Genomic DNA, 14,897 nt, shown 5'->3' with positions numbered 1-14,897 from the left:
CCCCCCCCCCCCGCTGCGCTATACGAGCGCGTTCCGGCGGCTCTCCGTCCGGACCGGCGGTCGATGCCGTGTGCGCGGTCTCACCGCCCCGGCACCGTCCACCGCCTATCCTGCATCGGGCCTGATCCACGGGCTTGGCCTCACAGGAGGAGCGGATGCGGATGGCGACGGATGGCCGGACGGCTCGGACGGACGAGCACGCGCATGACGAGCTTGCGGATGGCGAGCTGGATCAGGTCACGGGCGGCGTGGTCAACATCCAGTTCAGCTTTCCCGGCATCGTCTTCCGGGTCGGCAAGGATGCCAACGGAACGAGCTTCATCTCGGCTCACACCGGCCAGAAGGGTGTGACGGTGCGGGGGACCGATTAGAGCGCGCTGCGCCGACGCGGCCTCCGGTTCGGCGAAAGGGCGCGCGAAGATCAAGGACGAGAGCGGCATCCGATGGCAGCGCGATCGGATGCCGCTCTCGTGATCGGCCTTCCCGGCTCCGATCCGGGCTCGCGGGAGGAAGGTTCTCCAACCACGTGCGGGTGCTCGCGTTCTCCTGTTCGCGGTCTCCCCTGGCGCCGTCCCGCCCGTCGCCTGGGTCGCCGCCGGCTCCGAACGGATCGCCCGGGGCGAGCGCCTGAAGGGACCTGGGGATCGGGTAGGGCTCGCCGCGGCGCAGCCGCATCGGACCGGGAATCCCGATAAGCCCCGCGCCGGCAAGGACTTGCGCGGCCGTGCTGAGGTGATCCGCGAGATCCCGCCGGGTGCCCGTAAAATCTCCGACGGATCGGCATTCCCCTGTCCCCGCAAGGGCTTGAGACGCTGTCCTCGTGGGGCGCGCAAGGCCGCGCCGCGTCGTTGACTCACCCCCAGCGTCAAGCTTTCGTTCAGCCCGTCCCGTCACTCTAGGGACGGAACGGCGCCAGGCGGCGGGCTCAAACGGGGCCTTGAGCCGCCGAGCGCCGGAGTGGTGCGTACACGGGGCGGTCGCGAACGATGGCGGGATCTTCGAACGGCGACGGCGCGTCCGAACGGATCTCCGGGCGGACCAGCGATCCGGGCGGAGCAGGCCGGTGGGGCGGAGCGGCCCGGCTCGCCGCCGTGGCGGGCGCGGCGCTGCTGACGGCCAATTGCGCCGGCTCGCCCCCGCCCGGCATGACCGCCAAGGCCGGCCGGCAGGTCGACCCGAAATACGGCGTGGCCCCGAGCCCCCGGCTCTACGGCGAGAACGACCCGATCCCGAAGGGCGGCGGGCGCGCGATGGTCGGCAAGCCCTACGTGGTGGCCGGCCACACCTACGTGCCGCGCGAGAACCCGCGGGGCTACGTCCGCGAGGGGCTGGCCTCGTGGTACGGCACCGCCTTCCACGGGCGCCTGACCGCCAACGGCGAGGTCTTCGACCGCTTCTCGGTCGCCGCCGCGCACCCGACCCTGCCGCTGCCGAGCTACGCCCGCGTCACCAACATCGCCAACGGCCACTCGATGGTGGTGCGGGTGAACGATCGCGGTCCCTACCATGCCGGCCGGCTGATGGACGTCTCGCAGAGCGTGGCCGAGGCCCTCGACTTCCGGCGCCAGGGGACCACCCGGGTGCGGGTCGAGTACGTCGGCAAGGCCTCGGTGGCCGGAAGCGACGACCGCAAGCTGATGGCGACGCTGCGCACCGACGGCCGCCCGGCCGGCACCCGCAGCATCATGCTGGCCGAGGCCGGGGAGGAGACCCGTCCTCAGGCGCTTGCCGAAACCCGCCCCTTGGCCCTCCGCCGGCCCGAGCCCCTGCCGGAGCCGGTGCCCTCGGTGGTGGAGCGCCCGCGGCCCGCGCCCGTGCGGATCGCGGAGGCGCCGCGCGCCGCGCCGCTCCGCCTCGCCGAGATGCCCCGTCCGGCGCCGGCCGCGCCCCAGCGCCTCGCCGCGCCGGCTCCCGCGCCCGTCGCCGGCCCGAAGGACCGCAACGGGCTGGCGCAGGCCATGCTCGCCGCCTCGGTCGCCAAGGCCCCGGCCGGCTCCGCCGCGGCGCGGCATGCAGGCCCGCTGCCGCTCTCCGCGCCGCTGCGGCTCACCGGGGCGCCGCCGCATCCCGCGGGCCGCGGCCAGACCGCGATCGTCGAGCGCGCGCCGGAGCGCATGCCCGCCGGCCCGCGCGCCAAGGTCGCCGGGATGCTCTGACGGGATGCTCTGATCGGCCGCGCGGGCGAGGCCGGTCGACCGGATCGCGCAGCACGTCCGCCGGGCTGCGACGATGGCCCCCAAGCCGTTGACGCGGCATCCGAACCGCCGGGGAACCGGCACTCCCGCCGCCCGGGCGGACGCCGCCGCGGTTGCACCGCACATCCCGGGGCGGCAGAGTGCCCCGGCAACCCGGATGGTGACGGCATGGCGGTTCTGGCAGGGCAACGGGCGCGGCGCGCAGGGCAGGCGGGACGGATCCTCGCGCGGGTCGCGGCGGGTCTGCTCGCGGTGGGGCTCGCCACCGCGGCGCGGGCGCAGGGCTTCCAGACCCAGGCGCCGCACGCGATCCTGATCGACGCGGATTCCGGCTCGGTGCTGTTCGAAAAAGCCGCCGACGAGCTGTTTTCCCCGGCCAGCATGGCCAAGCTGATGACCGTCGAGGTGATCTTCGACGAGCTGCGCAAGGGCCGGCTCACCCAGGAGAGCGAGTTCCCGATCAGCGAGAACGCCTGGAAGCGGGGCGGGGCGGGCGGGGGCGGCTCCTCGATGTTCGCCCAGCTCAACAGCAAGGTGAAGCTGCCGGACCTCCTGCGCGGCATCATCGTGCAGTCGGGCAACGACGCCTCGATCGCCGCCGCCGAGGGCATCGCCGGCACCGAGGACAACTTTTCCCAGATCATGAACCGGCGCGCCCGCGAGATCGGGCTCACCCGCTCGACCTTCCGCAACGCCACCGGCTACTCGGCCCCCGACCAGAAGGTGACGGCCCGCGACCTCGCGCGCCTCTCCATCCACCTGATCGAGGCCTACCCGGACGAGTACAAGCTGTTTGCCGAGCGCGAGTTCACCTGGAACAAGATCCGCCAGCAGAACCGCAACCCGCTCCTCACCATGGAGGTCGGCGCGGACGGGCTGAAGACCGGCTACTTGGAGGAATCGGGCTACGGGCTGGCCGGCTCGGCGGTGCAGAACGGCCAGCGGCTCGTCCTCGTGGTGAGCGGCCTCAAGACCGCGCGCGACCGCGCGGCGGAATCGCGCAAGCTCATCGACTGGGGGTTCCGCGCCTTCGAGGCGCGCCAGATCTTCGCCGCCGGCGAGACCGTGGCGGAGGCCGACACCTACGGCGGCGCCAAGGGCCGGGTGGCGCTCGTCGCCAGGAAGCCGGTGCGGCTCCTGCTGCCGCGCGGCTCGGCCGACCGCATCACCGCCCGGGTCGTCTACCAGGGGCCGCTCGTCGCCCCGGTGGCGGGCGGCAAGGAGGTGGCGCGGCTCAAGGTCAGCCGCGGCGACCAGCCCGTGCTCGACATGCCCCTCTACACCGCCGAGGAGGTCGCCACCGGCTCGATGACCCAGCGCGCCCTCGATGCGGCGCTCGAAGTCGGCACCGGCTGGGTGCGGGGCGCCTTCGCCAAGCTGACGAACCGCTCGTGAGCGGGGCGGCCGGCCGGGGCGTGTTCGTCACCTTCGAGGGCGGGGAGGGCGCCGGCAAGTCGACGCAGGTCGCCCGCCTCGCCGAGCGGCTGCGCCGGGGCGGCCGGGAGGTGGTCACCACCCGCGAGCCCGGCGGCTCGCCGCGCGCCGAGCAGATCCGCACCGCGCTGCTGGCCGGCGCGGCCAAGCCCTACGGCCCCTTCGCGGAGGCCCTGCTCTTCTCCGCCGCCCGGCTCGACCACCTCGACACCCTGATCCGCCCGGCGCTCGCGCGCGGCGCGGTGGTGCTGTGCGACCGCTTCGCGGATTCCACCCGCGCCTACCAGGGGGCGGCCGGCGGGGTCGACCCGGAGGGCGTGGCCGCGCTGGAGCGGATCGTGGTCGGGCGCACCCGCCCCGACCTGACCCTGATCCTCGACCTGCCGGCGGAGGCCGGCCTCGCCCGCGCCAGGCGGCGCGACCTCGGCAGCGCCCGCGGGCCGGACCGCTTCGAGGCCGAGGCCCTGTCCTTCCATCAGCGCCTGCGCGAGGCGTTCCGGGCCATCGCGGCGGCCGAGCCGCGGCGCTGCGCGCTCATCGACGCCACGGGCGATCCGGACGCGGTGGCGGCCGCCGTCCGGTCGACCGTCGCCGGGCGCCTGCCCGGCCTCCTGCCGCAGGAGCGCAGCGATGCCGCCTGAGACGCGCGCCGAGGAGCTCGAACCCGGCGAGGTCGCGGGGCTGCGCCGCCCGCGCGAGGAAATGCGCCTGATCGGCCAGGAGCCCGCCGAGGCGGCGTTCCGGGCGGCGATCGGGTCCGGGCGCCTGCACCATGCGTGGCTGATCGGCGGTCCCAGGGGGATCGGCAAGGCGACGCTCGCCTTCCGGGTCGCCCGCCACCTCCTCGCCCGCGGGGCGGGGCGGGGGGAGCCCGACACGCTCGCGGTGCCGCCCGACCACCCGGCCGCCCGGCAGGTGGCGAGCCTCGCGCACCCCAACCTCGTGCTGCTGCGCCGCCAGCGGGCGCCCGGCGCCAAGACGGTGCCGACGCAGATCACCGTCGAGGCGGCGCGGCGCGCGCTCCACCTCTTCGCCGAGACCGCGGCGGATGCGGGCTACCGGATCTGCATCGTCGACTGCGCCGAGGAGCTGAACCTCGCCAGCGCCAACGCGCTCCTGAAGGTGATCGAGGAGCCGCCGGCCCGCTCGCTCTTCCTGATCGTCAGCCACGCGCCGGGCCGGCTCCTGCCCACCATCCGCTCCCGCTGCCGGCGGCTGGCGCTGCGCCCGCTCGCGGAGGCCGACGTGGCCGCGGTGCTGCGCGGCCTCGGCCCCCCGTGGTCGGCCCATCCCCCCGAGGTGCTGGCCCGGGCCGCCTCGCTCGCCGAGGGCTCGGTCGCCCGCGCGCTGGGTCTCCTCGATCCCACCACGCTGGCGCTCGTGGACGAGGTCGAGGCGCTGCTGGCCAGCCCCGACTGGCGCCGGGTGCTGGCGCTCGCCGAGCGGCTGAGCGGGCGCGAGGCGGACACCCTCTACGAGACGGCCCTCGACACGGTGCAGCGCCACCTCGCCGCCGAGATCGGCCGGCGCCTCGCCGAGCCGCCGGCGCGGCTCGCCGCGCTCGCCGAGGCGAGCGAGCGCATCGCCCGCAGCGCCCGCGAGGCCGCGACCTACAACCTCGACCGGCGGCCCGTGATCCTGTCGGTGTTCGAGGAGGTGGCGGCGGCGCGCTAGAGCCAGGATTGGGCGGAGGGGGTGTCCACGCTCCCTTGAATTTGCTCTAAGGCTTGCGGGAGCGGGCCCTCGCCCGCCCGATCCTCGAACTCACCCGGGAAACCACGCGTGGCGGGCGAACGCTTCACCATCACCACCGCGATCTCGTACCCGAACGGCGCGCCGCATATCGGCCACGCCTACGAGGTGATCGCCGCGGACGCCATCGCGCGCTTCAAGCGCATCGACGGCTACGACGTGTTCTTCGTCACCGGCACCGACGAGCACGGGCTGAAGATCCAGCAGACCGCCACCAAGGCGGGGGTGAGCCCGCGCGACTTCGTGGACGGGATGGCGCCGCGCTTCCGCACCATGGCGGAGACGCTGAACTGCGCCTTCGACCGCTTCATCCGCACCACCGACCCGGACCACCGCGCGGCGTGCCAGGCGCTGTGGCGGCGCATGGAGGAGGCGGGCGACATCTACCTGTCGAAGTACGCCGGCTGGTACTCGGTGCGCGACGAGGCCTATTACGACGAATCCGAACTCGTGCTCGGCGAGGACGGGGTGCGCCGCGCGGACAGAACCGGCACGCCGGTCGAGTGGGTGGAGGAGGAGAGCTACTTCTTCCGCCTCTCGGCCTACGCGGAGCGGCTGCTCGCCCACTACGCCGAGAACCCCGACTTCATCGGCCCGGAGACGCGGCGCAACGAGGTGGTGAGCTTCGTGCGCTCGGGGCTCCAGGACCTGTCGGTGAGCCGCACCACCTTCGACTGGGGCATTCCGGTGCCGGGCGCGCCGGGCCACGTGATGTACGTCTGGGTCGACGCGCTCACGAACTACATCACGGCCTGCGGCTTCCCCGACGAGGCGGATCCGCGCTGGCGCCACTGGCCGGCCGACCTCCACGTCATCGGCAAGGACATCATCCGCTTCCACGCGGTCTACTGGCCGGCCTTCCTGATGTCGGCCGGGGTGCCGCTGCCCAAGCGCGTCTTCGGCCACGGCTTCCTCTTGAGCCGCGGCGAGAAGATGTCGAAGTCGCTCGGCAACGTGGTGGACCCGATCGCGCTCGCGGGCCTCTACGGGGTCGATCCCCTGCGCTACTTCGTGCTGCGCGAGGTGCCCTTCGGCCAGGACGGCAACTACTCGCACGAGGCGATCGTCAACCGCACCAACGCCGACCTCGCCAACGACCTCGGCAACCTCGCGCAGCGCTCGCTCACCATGATCGCGCGCAATGGCGGGGGGGCGGTGCCGCAGCCCGGCGCGCTGACGGAGGCCGACCGCGCGCTGCTCGCCGCCGCCGACGCGCTGCCGGCGGCGGTGCGGGAGGCGATGCGGGATTACGCGCTCCACCACGCGCTCGCCGAGATCTGGGGCGTGGTGGCGGAGGCCAACCGCTACTTCGCGGGCCAGGAGCCCTGGACCCTGCGCAAGACCGATCCGGCCCGGATGGCCAGCGTGCTCTACGTGACGGCCGAGGTCCTGCGGGCGATCGGCATCCTGGTGCAGCCCTTCGTGCCCGCGGCGGCGGCCACGCTCCTCGACCTCCTGGCGGTGGCGCCGGAGGCGAGGGGGCTGGCGCGGGTCGGGGAGGGGGGGCGGCTGACCCCCGGCACGGCGCTGCCGGCCCCGAGCCCGATCTTCCCGCGCTTCGTCGAGCCGGAGGCCTGACCCGGCATGCTGGTCGACAGCCACTGCCACCTCGACTTCCCGGGCCTGTCGGAGCGGCTGCCCGAGGTGCTGGCCCGCGCCCGCGCGGCGGGCGTCACCCGCATGCTCACCATCTCGACCCGGGTGCGCCAGGCCGCGGTCTACCGGGCTCTCGCCGAGGCGCATCCCGAGATCCTGTGCACGGTGGGCACCCATCCGCATCAGGCCGCGGAGGAGCCGGACATCCCGGCCGAGGAGATCGCCGCGCTCTCGCACCACCCGCGCTGCGTCGGGATCGGCGAGGCCGGGCTCGACTACCACTACGACAAGGCGCCCCGGGACGTGCAGGCCCGGGTCTTCCGCACCCACATCGCGGCGGCGCGCGAGACCGGCCTGCCGCTCGTCATCCACGCCCGCGACGCGGACGACGACATGGCGGGCATCCTCACCGAGGAGATGGCGCGGGGGCCCTTCCGGGCGGTGCTGCACTGCTTCTCGTCGGGGCGGCGCCTCGCCGAGATCGGGGTCGAACTCGGGCTCTACGTCTCCTTCTCCGGCATCCTGACCTTCCGGCGCTCGGAGGAGCTGCGGGCGCTCGCCGCGAGCCTGCCCGGCGACCGGCTGCTCGTCGAGACCGACGCGCCCTACCTCGCGCCGGAGCCTCACCGCGGCAAGCCGAACGAGCCCGCCTACGTCGCCCGGACCGCGCAGGTGCTCGCCGAGACGCTCGGGATGACGCCCGAGGCCCTCGCGCGCCTCACCACCGCGAATTTCTTCGCGCTGTTCGACAAGGCCGCGCGGGCCGAGACCGCCGGGGCGGGCGCCCTCTCGGAAGCCCCCATCGCATGAGGACCGGATGGCCGCGCTGACGCTCCGCATCCTCGGCTGCGGCTCCTCGGGCGGCGTGCCGCGGGTCGGCTACGGCTGGGGCGCCTGCGACCCCGCCGAGCCGAGGAACCGCCGCCGCCGCTGCTCGCTCCTCGTCGAGGGCCGGCGCGCGCCGGAGGAGGCCGCGACGACGGTGCTCATCGACACCTCGCCGGACCTGCGCGAGCAGCTGCTCGACGCGCGGGTGATGCGCCTCGACGCCGTCCTGTACACGCACGCGCATGCCGACCACACCCACGGCATCGACGACGTGCGCCCGCTGGTGATCCACATGCGGCGGCGCATTCCGGTCCATGCCGACGCGGCCACGCGGGCGCTGCTCACGGCGCGCTTCGGCTACTGCTTCGCCGCGCCGCCCGGCAGCGTCTACCCGCCGATCCTCGACCTGCACGAACTCGCCGAGGCGGTGCCGCTCACCCTCGACGGGCCGGGCGGCCCCGTCACCGCCGTCGCGTTCCGGATGGCGCACGGCAACGAGGAGGCGCTGGGCTTCCGCTTCGCCGACGCGGCCTACGCGCCCGACGTCAGCACCATGCCGGACGCCGCCAAGGCGGCCTTGCGCAACCTCGACCTCCTGATCATCGACGCCCTGCGCGACACGCCCCACCCGACGCACTACTCGGTCTCGGACGCGCTGGCGCTGATCGAGGAGGTGCGCCCGCGCCGGGCCATCCTCACCAACCTGCACACCGACCTCGACTACGAGACCCTGCGCCGCCGCCTGCCGGAGGGCGTGGTGCCGGCCTATGACGGGCTCACCGCGACGGTGGAGGCCTGATCCGGGCCGAGATGCACGGCGAGCCAGATCGTCGGCGCGTCGGGGCTGGTCCAGGCGACGCGGTGGCGGAGATGCGCCGGGATCAGCAGGTGGTCGCCGGGGCCGAGCCTCCGGTCGGCGGCCTCGCCGTCGAGGCGCAGCCGCGCCGCGCCCGCGAGCACCAGCACCCACTCGTCCTGCGGCTGGTCGTACCAGAAGCCCGGCGGGCTCGCCTGGCCGGTCGAGACGATGCGCTCGATGCGCAGGCCCGGCCGCGCCAGCAGGGTCAGGAATTCTTCGTCCGGTGTGCCGGGCGGCGGCAGGCCGGCCAGGAGGTTGAGGGGTCGGTCGGTCACGGGCGGGCTCCGGGGCGGCGTCCGGCAGCCTAAACCGCGGCGGCGGATCAGGGCATCCGGGCGAAGCACCAGCGATAGGCTCTCGTGCCCTCGGGCGAGGCGATCGTCATCGCCGTGCGGCTCGGCACGGTGATCGACCAGGCGAATCGGCCGATGGCGCGATCCTCGGCGATGTCCCGGCCCATGATCCGCACCTCGTAGGCGCGCCCCTGCCGGGTGACCCCGACGATGCGCCCCTCGACCCGCTGGGTATTCAGTCGCGTGCCCCAGTAGGACACGACGTTCGCGTGCGCCGCCCGGGAGCAGCCGGCGGCGGTCTCGACGAAGATCCCGTGCTTCAGGGGCAGCTCACCGGCGGCGAAGACGGGCACCGGAATGGCGAGCGCCATGACCGGGACGAGCCGCATCGGAAAGTGCGTCATGGCCGCTCATCGATTGCCCATCATCAGAATAGGTCGGAGACTGACAGATGTTCGGTCAGTTGTCTCGTTCGATGCGATGCCTGCGCGCTGCCAGGCAGGCCGCTCGTCTGGGCTGGCGCGAGTGAGCCCGGAAGAAGGACGTCACGGCCGGGTCACGCCGCGGCGGGGTGCGGGCAGAGGCGCGCGACCGTGAGACGATCCGGCATCGAAACGATGCAGACCGGGCGGCGTGACCGAGGGGAGGGCGCCGACACATCCCCGGAGCCGGCCGGAGGCGCCTCGCGGTCCGGCCATGATACGGTCGCGGTTCCTACGTCTGGTCTGCGGCAGCCCCCCGCCTCCGCGAACGGCCGAGGAGACCTGATGCCGATCACTTCATCCGGCGGACCGCCCGACGACCCGGTCTTTGGCGCGCTGGTCGGCCTGCTCCAGGCGCATCACGACCGCGTGCGGACGGAGCACGGCCCGCACCTGTTCGCGACGCAGGCGCCGACGGACCTGTTCGAGGTCTTCCTGGCGCATCTGCCGCCCGAGACGCGCCCCTACCACACCTGTGCCTGCTGCCGGCGCTTCGTGAGGCGCTTCGGCGCCCTCGTCGCCATCGACCCCAAGGGCCGGCAGGTCCCGGCGGTCTGGAACGCCGACCGGGTGCCGGGCCTCTACCTCAAGGCGGTCGCCGCGCTGGCGCGGGCCGTCCGGGAGGCCCCGGTGACGAGCGTCTTCCTCTCCGAGGCTCCGGTCTGGGGCACGCCGCAGGCGGGCGGCTTCACCCACTTCGCGCTGCGGCCCGCCACGCTCCACCGGTCGACCAGCCTGACCGCCTCGCAGGCGATGGCCCGGACGCGCGAGGCGCACCGCACGCTCTCGCACGGGCTGGCCGAGTTCGGACCCGGCACCGTGCGTGCGGCGCTGAACCTGCTCAAGGCGGACGCCCTGTTTCGCGGCGAGAAGGTGCTCGGGCCAGCCCGCTTCCTGCACGAGCTGCACGCCGCCCGGGCCGGCCGGCCGGATGCCGCGGCCGACAACCTCGTCTGGCGCGCGGTCGCGGGCGCCCCGGTCGGCTTCTGCACCCCGCGCTCGACGGTGATCGGTCCGCTGCTCGAAGACATCCGGGACGGGGTGGCGATCGAGGCGATCAAGCGCCGCTTCGCGGCCAAGCTCGACCCGACCCTCTACGCGCGCCCGCAGGCCGCGCCGAAGGCGGGCGCCATCGCCGCCGCCGAGCGGCTCGCCGCGCAGATGAACCTGGGGCCGGCCCTCAGGCGCCGCTTCGCGCGGATCGAGGAGTGCGAGCTGGTGTGGCGCCCCGCCGCCGGGGCGGAGGCGACCGCCGCGGAGTCGGCGGGCGGACGCGGCGGCCTGTTCGGGCACCTCGCGTCCCGGCGGAAGGCCCGGCAGCCCGACGAAGCCGCGGCCGACCCGAGCGTCCAGACCATCACCTGGGAGAAATTCGCCCGCACGGTGCTGCCGGAGGCCCTGGGGATCGAGGTGCTGACGCAGCCGGTGATGAACCTGTGCGCGCTCGTCACGGCCGAGGAGCCGGACGCCATCCCGATCCTGCAATGGGACCGGCCCGAGCGCCGCAACCCGGTCAACTGGTACGTCTACCCGAAGGGCTCCGCGCCGACGCGCTGGCGGCTGCCGGGCGATACCTGGATCGCGGTGACGGGCATCACGCTCCAGCCCTCCCTGTGGCACGGGGCGGACCTGCCGCATCAGGGCCGGAGCGCCATCCTCCTGATGAAGGGCGCCGTGGACGACCAGGACGGCGGGATCGCCCTGTTTCCCGAGGTGCTGCGCGCCGACCTGCACGGGGTCCGCGCGGTGATCGAGGCCTACAGCCGCGGCGCGGTGCTCGCGGGCCGCGAGGAGGCCTCGGCCTGCGGCCTGCGCGTCGCGGACGGTCACGAGACGCACGGGCACCGGATCCGCGTCCGCACGGATCTCGGGAGCACGATCTACCGCGTGGACCGCTGGGATTGAGCGCACCGCCGGGCCGGACCGCCGGGCCGCACGGCGGTCGAAGGGTGCGATGTCGGCTCCGTTGGTGGGTGAGTGATCCGAACGAGCCGGGGGCGGCTGGCTAGGCAGGCCGGCGGTGATGACTGGGCGTCGCGGTCCATTCGTCCGTGAAGGCGTTCGCGTCGAAATACGTCGTCATGAACGCGATGAAGGAGCGCACCTTGGCGGAGAGGTGCTTGCGGGTCGGATAGGCGAAGTTGATCTTCAGCCGCGGCAGGTCCCAGTCGTCGAGGACCGGGACGAGGCGCCCCGCCCGCAGGTCGTCGTGGACGATGTAGGTGGGCTGCACCAGGATGCCGAGCCCGTTGAGCGCCGCGGCCCGGAGGATCTGGCCGTCGTTCGATTCGAGCAGGCCGTGCGCGGGCACGCGCACCACCGCGTCGCCGCGCGACAAAGCCAGTTCGTTCGGATTGTTGGCGTAGACGTAGAGCAGGAGCGCGTGCCGCACGAGGTCGTCGGGGTGCTCCGGATGGCCGTGCCGCGCCAGATAGGCCGGCGCGGCCGCGAGGATCCGGCGCGTCTCGGCGAGCCGCCGGATGGTGATGTTGCTGTCCGGCTCGAACTCGCGGGTGCGGATGGCGACGTCGATGCCGGAATCGATGAGGTCCACGTAGCGGTTCGAGATTTCCACGTGCACCCGCACGTTGGGGTAGCGCGCCGTGTACTCGTGCAGGCGCGGCGCGATGTGCAGCAGGCCGAAGGACAGCGAGGCGCTGACGCGCAGGAGGCCGCTCGGGTTGAGCGCCGCGCCGTTCACCTCCGCCTCGCTGTCGGCGATGTCGGACAGGATGCTGCGGGCGCGGGCCAGGAACTTGCCGCCCTCGTCCGTCAGGGAGAGGCGGCGGGTGTTGCGGTGGACGAGCTGCACGCCGAGCCGCTCCTCCAGGGCGACGAGGCCGCGGCTCGCGGCGGCGATCGAGACCCCGCGCGCCGCCGCGGCGCCGCTGATGGTGCCGGCCTCGGCGATCGCGACGAAGAGTTCGAGCTGGCCGAGCCGGTCCATGTTTTGCCTCCGGCGCAAAACTGATTCACGCGCACGGTCACTTATCCCGCGATCCTGGAAGATTTAACACCAGCGAAACCGGCGCCGCGCGGTCTTCCGTGCCGCCCGGGGACGTCCGGGGAGGGACGCGATGATCAAGCACATCGTGATGTGGCGGGTCGCGGGCACGTCGCCGGCCGAGAAGGCCGACAACGCCGAGCGGGTCCGCACGGCCTTCGAGGGGCTGCGCGGCAGGATCCCCGGCCTCGTCCATCTCGAGGTCGGCCTCGACCGGAGCCGGATCGACTACGCCTGCGACGTCGTCCTCTACACCGAGTTCGCCACGTCCGACGCGCTCGCGGCCTATCAGGAGCATCCGGAGCACCGCCGGGTCCGCGCGGAGCTCGAAGGCGTGCGGCTGAGCCGCCATCAGGTCGATTACGCGGTGGGGGCGTGAGATGGAGGCCTTCCGCTTCCCCGGCCTGCCGACCCGCGTGGTCTTCGGCCGCGGCACGCTCGCGGAGGTGCCGCGCGAGATGGAGGCCCTCGGGCGCGGCCGGGCCGTGGTGCTCGCGACCCCGCACCAGCGGGAAGAGGCCGAGGCGCTGGCCGCCCGGCTCGGGGCGCGCGCGGTCGGGGTGATCGCCGAGGCCGTGATGCACACGCCCGTCGCCGTCACGGAGGCGGCGATGGCGCGGGTGGCGGGTCTCGACGCGGATTGCGTGGTGGCGGTGGGCGGCGGCTCGACCACCGGGCTCGCCAAGGCGATCGCCCTGCGCACCGATCTCGACCAGATCATCGTGCCGACGACCTACGCGGGATCCGAGATGACGCCGATCCTCGGCGAGACCCGCGACGCCGTGAAGACGACCCAGCGCTCGGACAGGATCCGGCCCGAGACGGTGATCTACGACGTCGACCTGACGCTCGGGCTGCCGCCCGGCCTGTCCGCGACCTCGGGCCTGAACGCCATCGCGCACGCGGTCGAGGCGCTCTACGCGCAGGACCGCAACCCGATCGTGTCGCTGATGGCCGAGGAGGCGATCCGCGCGCTCGCCGGGGCGCTGCCCCGGATCCTGGACAATCCCGGAGATCGCGCCGCGCGCTCGGACGCGCTCTACGGGGCATGGCTCGCCGGCGCCTGCCTCGGCACGGTCGGCATGGCGCTCCACCACAAGCTCTGCCACGTGCTCGGCGGCGCCTTCGACCTGCCGCACGCCGAGACGCACGCGGCCGTGCTGCCGCACGCCGCCGCCTACAATGCGCCGGCCGCCCCCGAGGCCATGGCCCGGGTCGCCCGGGCGCTCGCTGCGTCGGAGGCCGCCCAGGGCCTGTTCGACCTCGCCGCCGGGCTCGGCGCGCCGACGGCGCTGTCGGCGATCGGCATGCCCCGGGACGGGCTCGACCGCGCGGCCGAGATGGCGGTGGCCCAGCCCTACTGGAACCCGAGGCCGCCGGAGCGCGAGGCCATCCGCCGCCTCCTCGACGACGCCTTCCACGGCAGGCGCCCGGCCCCCTGATACGCTGACGCGCGGACGACCGCCCGGAAGGGCGGCGCTTCGAGGACATTCCCAGAGAAGGGCTTTGCCGATGCGCGACTTCGACGAGCACACCATCACCCAGGCGGTGGTCGACCGCCTCGCCGACACGCCCGATCCGCGCCTCAAGGCGGTGCTGACGAGCCTCGTGCGCCACCTGCACGACTTCGTGCGCGACGTGGATCTCACCTTCGCGGAGTGGCAGGCCGGCATCGCCTTCCTGACCCGCACGGGGCAGACCTGCGACGCGCACCGGCAGGAGTTCATCCTGCTCTCCGACACGCTCGGCGTGTCGATGCTGGTCGACGCCATCAACCACCGCATGCCGGAGGGCGCCACCGAGACCACCGTGCTCGGTCCCTTCTACGTGCAGGAGGCCCCCGAGCGGCCGAACGGCGCCGACATCGCCGGGCCGCTGGAGGGCACGCCGCTCCTCGTCACCGGCTCGGTCGCCGCGGCGGACGGCACGCCCCTCGGCGGCGCCAGCGTCGACGTCTGGCACGCGGACGAGGACGGGGCCTACGACGTGCAGCAGCTCGACCGCCTCGGCGGGCTCGCGGGCCGCGCCCGGTTCCGCACCGACGCCGAGGGGCGCTTCCACTTCTGGACCATCATGCCGACGTGGTACCCGATCCCGGACGACGGGCCGGTGGGCGACATGCTCAAGGCCACGGCCCGCCACCCGAACCGGCCGACGCACGTCCATTTCATGATCGCGGCGCCCGGCCACGAGACGCTGATCACCCACGTCTTCTCGGCCGACAGTCCCTGGCTCGATTCGGACGCGGTGTTCGGCGTCAAGGATTCGCTCGTCGCCGCCTTCGCCGAGCACCCGCCGGGCACCGCGCCGGACGGCCGCCGCATGGAGCGGGCCTACCGGTACCTCGCCTACGATTTCGGGCTCAAGCCGGCGGCCGACACCCGCGCCGCCTGACCGTCTCGCCGGGCGCGAGCGCGCCGGCGCGAGGTCGTCGATGCGCTCGGGCCGTCTCTC

15 protein-coding genes are annotated in these 14,897 nt (G+C 73.9%); 12 read left to right on the top strand and 3 right to left on the bottom strand.

The annotated features are described in order from the left end of the window. Positions 1–155 precede the first annotated feature (155 nt). From ACKUB9_RS13760 to ACKUB9_RS13725, 8 genes are all read left to right on the top strand, one after another. Positions 156–371 carry a hypothetical protein gene (locus tag ACKUB9_RS13760; RefSeq protein ID WP_407522840.1) on the top strand — a complete coding sequence of 72 codons (216 nt, stop codon included), beginning with the start codon at positions 156–158 and terminating at the stop codon, positions 369–371. Between the two features lie 615 nt (positions 372–986). Next, complete coding sequence (locus ACKUB9_RS13755) at positions 987–2,156, top strand: septal ring lytic transglycosylase RlpA family protein (protein ID WP_407522838.1); 1,170 nt, start codon at positions 987–989, stop codon at positions 2,154–2,156. A gap of 207 nt (positions 2,157–2,363) precedes the next feature. Next, a complete protein-coding gene (locus tag ACKUB9_RS13750; RefSeq protein WP_407522836.1) occupies positions 2,364–3,590 on the top strand; it encodes a D-alanyl-D-alanine carboxypeptidase family protein in 1,227 nt (408 codons plus the stop codon). Then, on the top strand, positions 3,587–4,270 hold the full coding sequence (tmk, locus tag ACKUB9_RS13745; RefSeq protein ID WP_407522834.1) for a dTMP kinase: 684 nt from the start codon (positions 3,587–3,589) through the stop codon (positions 4,268–4,270). The genes ACKUB9_RS13750 and tmk overlap by 4 nt, the downstream gene beginning before the upstream one ends. Further along, positions 4,260–5,303, top strand: a complete 1,044-nt coding sequence (locus tag ACKUB9_RS13740; RefSeq protein WP_407522832.1) for a DNA polymerase III subunit delta' — start codon at positions 4,260–4,262, stop codon at positions 5,301–5,303. The genes tmk and ACKUB9_RS13740 overlap by 11 nt, the downstream gene beginning before the upstream one ends. A gap of 108 nt (positions 5,304–5,411) precedes the next feature. Continuing rightward, positions 5,412–6,959 carry a methionine--tRNA ligase gene (gene metG, locus ACKUB9_RS13735; protein WP_407522830.1) on the top strand — a complete coding sequence of 516 codons (1,548 nt, stop codon included), beginning with the start codon at positions 5,412–5,414 and terminating at the stop codon, positions 6,957–6,959. Between the two features lie 6 nt (positions 6,960–6,965). Next, positions 6,966–7,787: a TatD family hydrolase gene (locus ACKUB9_RS13730; protein WP_407522828.1), complete on the top strand. Its 822-nt coding sequence runs from the start codon at positions 6,966–6,968 to the stop codon at positions 7,785–7,787. Positions 7,788–7,794: 7 nt separating this feature from the next. Continuing rightward, positions 7,795–8,604: an MBL fold metallo-hydrolase gene (locus tag ACKUB9_RS13725; RefSeq protein ID WP_407522826.1), complete on the top strand. Its 810-nt coding sequence runs from the start codon at positions 7,795–7,797 to the stop codon at positions 8,602–8,604. Here ACKUB9_RS13725 and ACKUB9_RS13720 read toward each other — a convergent pair. Then, positions 8,571–8,939, bottom strand: coding sequence for a cupin domain-containing protein (locus tag ACKUB9_RS13720; protein WP_407522824.1), 369 nt, complete (start codon positions 8,937–8,939; stop codon positions 8,571–8,573). The two genes, ACKUB9_RS13725 and ACKUB9_RS13720, sit on opposite strands and share 34 nt — an antisense overlap. Before the next feature lie 47 nt (positions 8,940–8,986). Continuing rightward, complete coding sequence (locus tag ACKUB9_RS13715) at positions 8,987–9,361, bottom strand: hypothetical protein (protein ID WP_407522822.1); 375 nt, start codon at positions 9,359–9,361, stop codon at positions 8,987–8,989. A gap of 363 nt (positions 9,362–9,724) precedes the next feature. Between ACKUB9_RS13715 and ACKUB9_RS13710 the strand changes: the two genes are divergently transcribed. Continuing rightward, positions 9,725–11,344, top strand: a complete 1,620-nt coding sequence (locus ACKUB9_RS13710; RefSeq protein ID WP_407522820.1) for a hypothetical protein — start codon at positions 9,725–9,727, stop codon at positions 11,342–11,344. Between the two features lie 100 nt (positions 11,345–11,444). Here ACKUB9_RS13710 and ACKUB9_RS13705 read toward each other — a convergent pair whose 3' ends face one another. Further along, positions 11,445–12,386, bottom strand: a complete 942-nt coding sequence (locus ACKUB9_RS13705; RefSeq protein ID WP_407522818.1) for a LysR family transcriptional regulator — start codon at positions 12,384–12,386, stop codon at positions 11,445–11,447. A gap of 130 nt (positions 12,387–12,516) precedes the next feature. Here ACKUB9_RS13705 and ACKUB9_RS13700 point away from each other — a divergent pair, with 130 nt between their 5' ends. The 3 genes from ACKUB9_RS13700 (at position 12,517) to ACKUB9_RS13690 (ending at position 14,837) form a co-directional block, all read left to right on the top strand. After that, positions 12,517–12,822: a Dabb family protein gene (locus tag ACKUB9_RS13700; RefSeq protein ID WP_407522816.1), complete on the top strand. Its 306-nt coding sequence runs from the start codon at positions 12,517–12,519 to the stop codon at positions 12,820–12,822. A 1-nt stretch (position 12,823) separates the two neighbouring features. Further along, positions 12,824–13,885 (top strand): maleylacetate reductase, encoded by a 1,062-nt coding sequence (locus ACKUB9_RS13695; RefSeq protein ID WP_407522814.1) that lies wholly within the window; start codon positions 12,824–12,826, stop codon positions 13,883–13,885. 70 nt (positions 13,886–13,955) lie between these two features. After that, positions 13,956–14,837: an intradiol ring-cleavage dioxygenase gene (locus ACKUB9_RS13690; RefSeq protein ID WP_407522811.1), complete on the top strand. Its 882-nt coding sequence runs from the start codon at positions 13,956–13,958 to the stop codon at positions 14,835–14,837. The last annotated feature ends 60 nt before the right edge of the window (positions 14,838–14,897 follow it).

Origin of the sequence: Methylobacterium oryzisoli (genome assembly GCF_046557895.1) — a bacterium.
GTDB lineage: Bacteria > Pseudomonadota > Alphaproteobacteria > Rhizobiales > Beijerinckiaceae > Methylobacterium > Methylobacterium oryzisoli.
The sequence above is the reverse complement of the archived record's forward strand: the minus strand, read 5'-3'. Positions and strand labels throughout refer to the sequence as shown.

Excerpts from the sequence above, each read along its gene's own strand:
- ACKUB9_RS13760 (WP_407522840.1), top strand. The coding sequence starts at position 156 with ATGCGGATGGCGACGGATGGCCGGACGGCTCGGACGGACGAGCACGCG.
- ACKUB9_RS13755 (WP_407522838.1), top strand. The coding sequence starts at position 987 with ATGGCGGGATCTTCGAACGGCGACGGCGCGTCCGAACGGATCTCCGGG.
- ACKUB9_RS13750 (WP_407522836.1), top strand. The coding sequence starts at position 2,364 with ATGGCGGTTCTGGCAGGGCAACGGGCGCGGCGCGCAGGGCAGGCGGGA.
- ACKUB9_RS13740 (WP_407522832.1), top strand. The coding sequence starts at position 4,260 with ATGCCGCCTGAGACGCGCGCCGAGGAGCTCGAACCCGGCGAGGTCGCG.
- ACKUB9_RS13730 (WP_407522828.1), top strand. The coding sequence starts at position 6,966 with ATGCTGGTCGACAGCCACTGCCACCTCGACTTCCCGGGCCTGTCGGAG.
- ACKUB9_RS13725 (WP_407522826.1), top strand. The coding sequence starts at position 7,795 with ATGGCCGCGCTGACGCTCCGCATCCTCGGCTGCGGCTCCTCGGGCGGC.
- ACKUB9_RS13715 (WP_407522822.1), bottom strand. The coding sequence starts at position 9,361 with ATGACGCACTTTCCGATGCGGCTCGTCCCGGTCATGGCGCTCGCCATT.
- ACKUB9_RS13710 (WP_407522820.1), top strand. The coding sequence starts at position 9,725 with ATGCCGATCACTTCATCCGGCGGACCGCCCGACGACCCGGTCTTTGGC.
- ACKUB9_RS13705 (WP_407522818.1), bottom strand. The coding sequence starts at position 12,386 with ATGGACCGGCTCGGCCAGCTCGAACTCTTCGTCGCGATCGCCGAGGCC.
- ACKUB9_RS13700 (WP_407522816.1), top strand. The coding sequence starts at position 12,517 with ATGATCAAGCACATCGTGATGTGGCGGGTCGCGGGCACGTCGCCGGCC.
- ACKUB9_RS13695 (WP_407522814.1), top strand. The coding sequence starts at position 12,824 with ATGGAGGCCTTCCGCTTCCCCGGCCTGCCGACCCGCGTGGTCTTCGGC.
- ACKUB9_RS13690 (WP_407522811.1), top strand. The coding sequence starts at position 13,956 with ATGCGCGACTTCGACGAGCACACCATCACCCAGGCGGTGGTCGACCGC.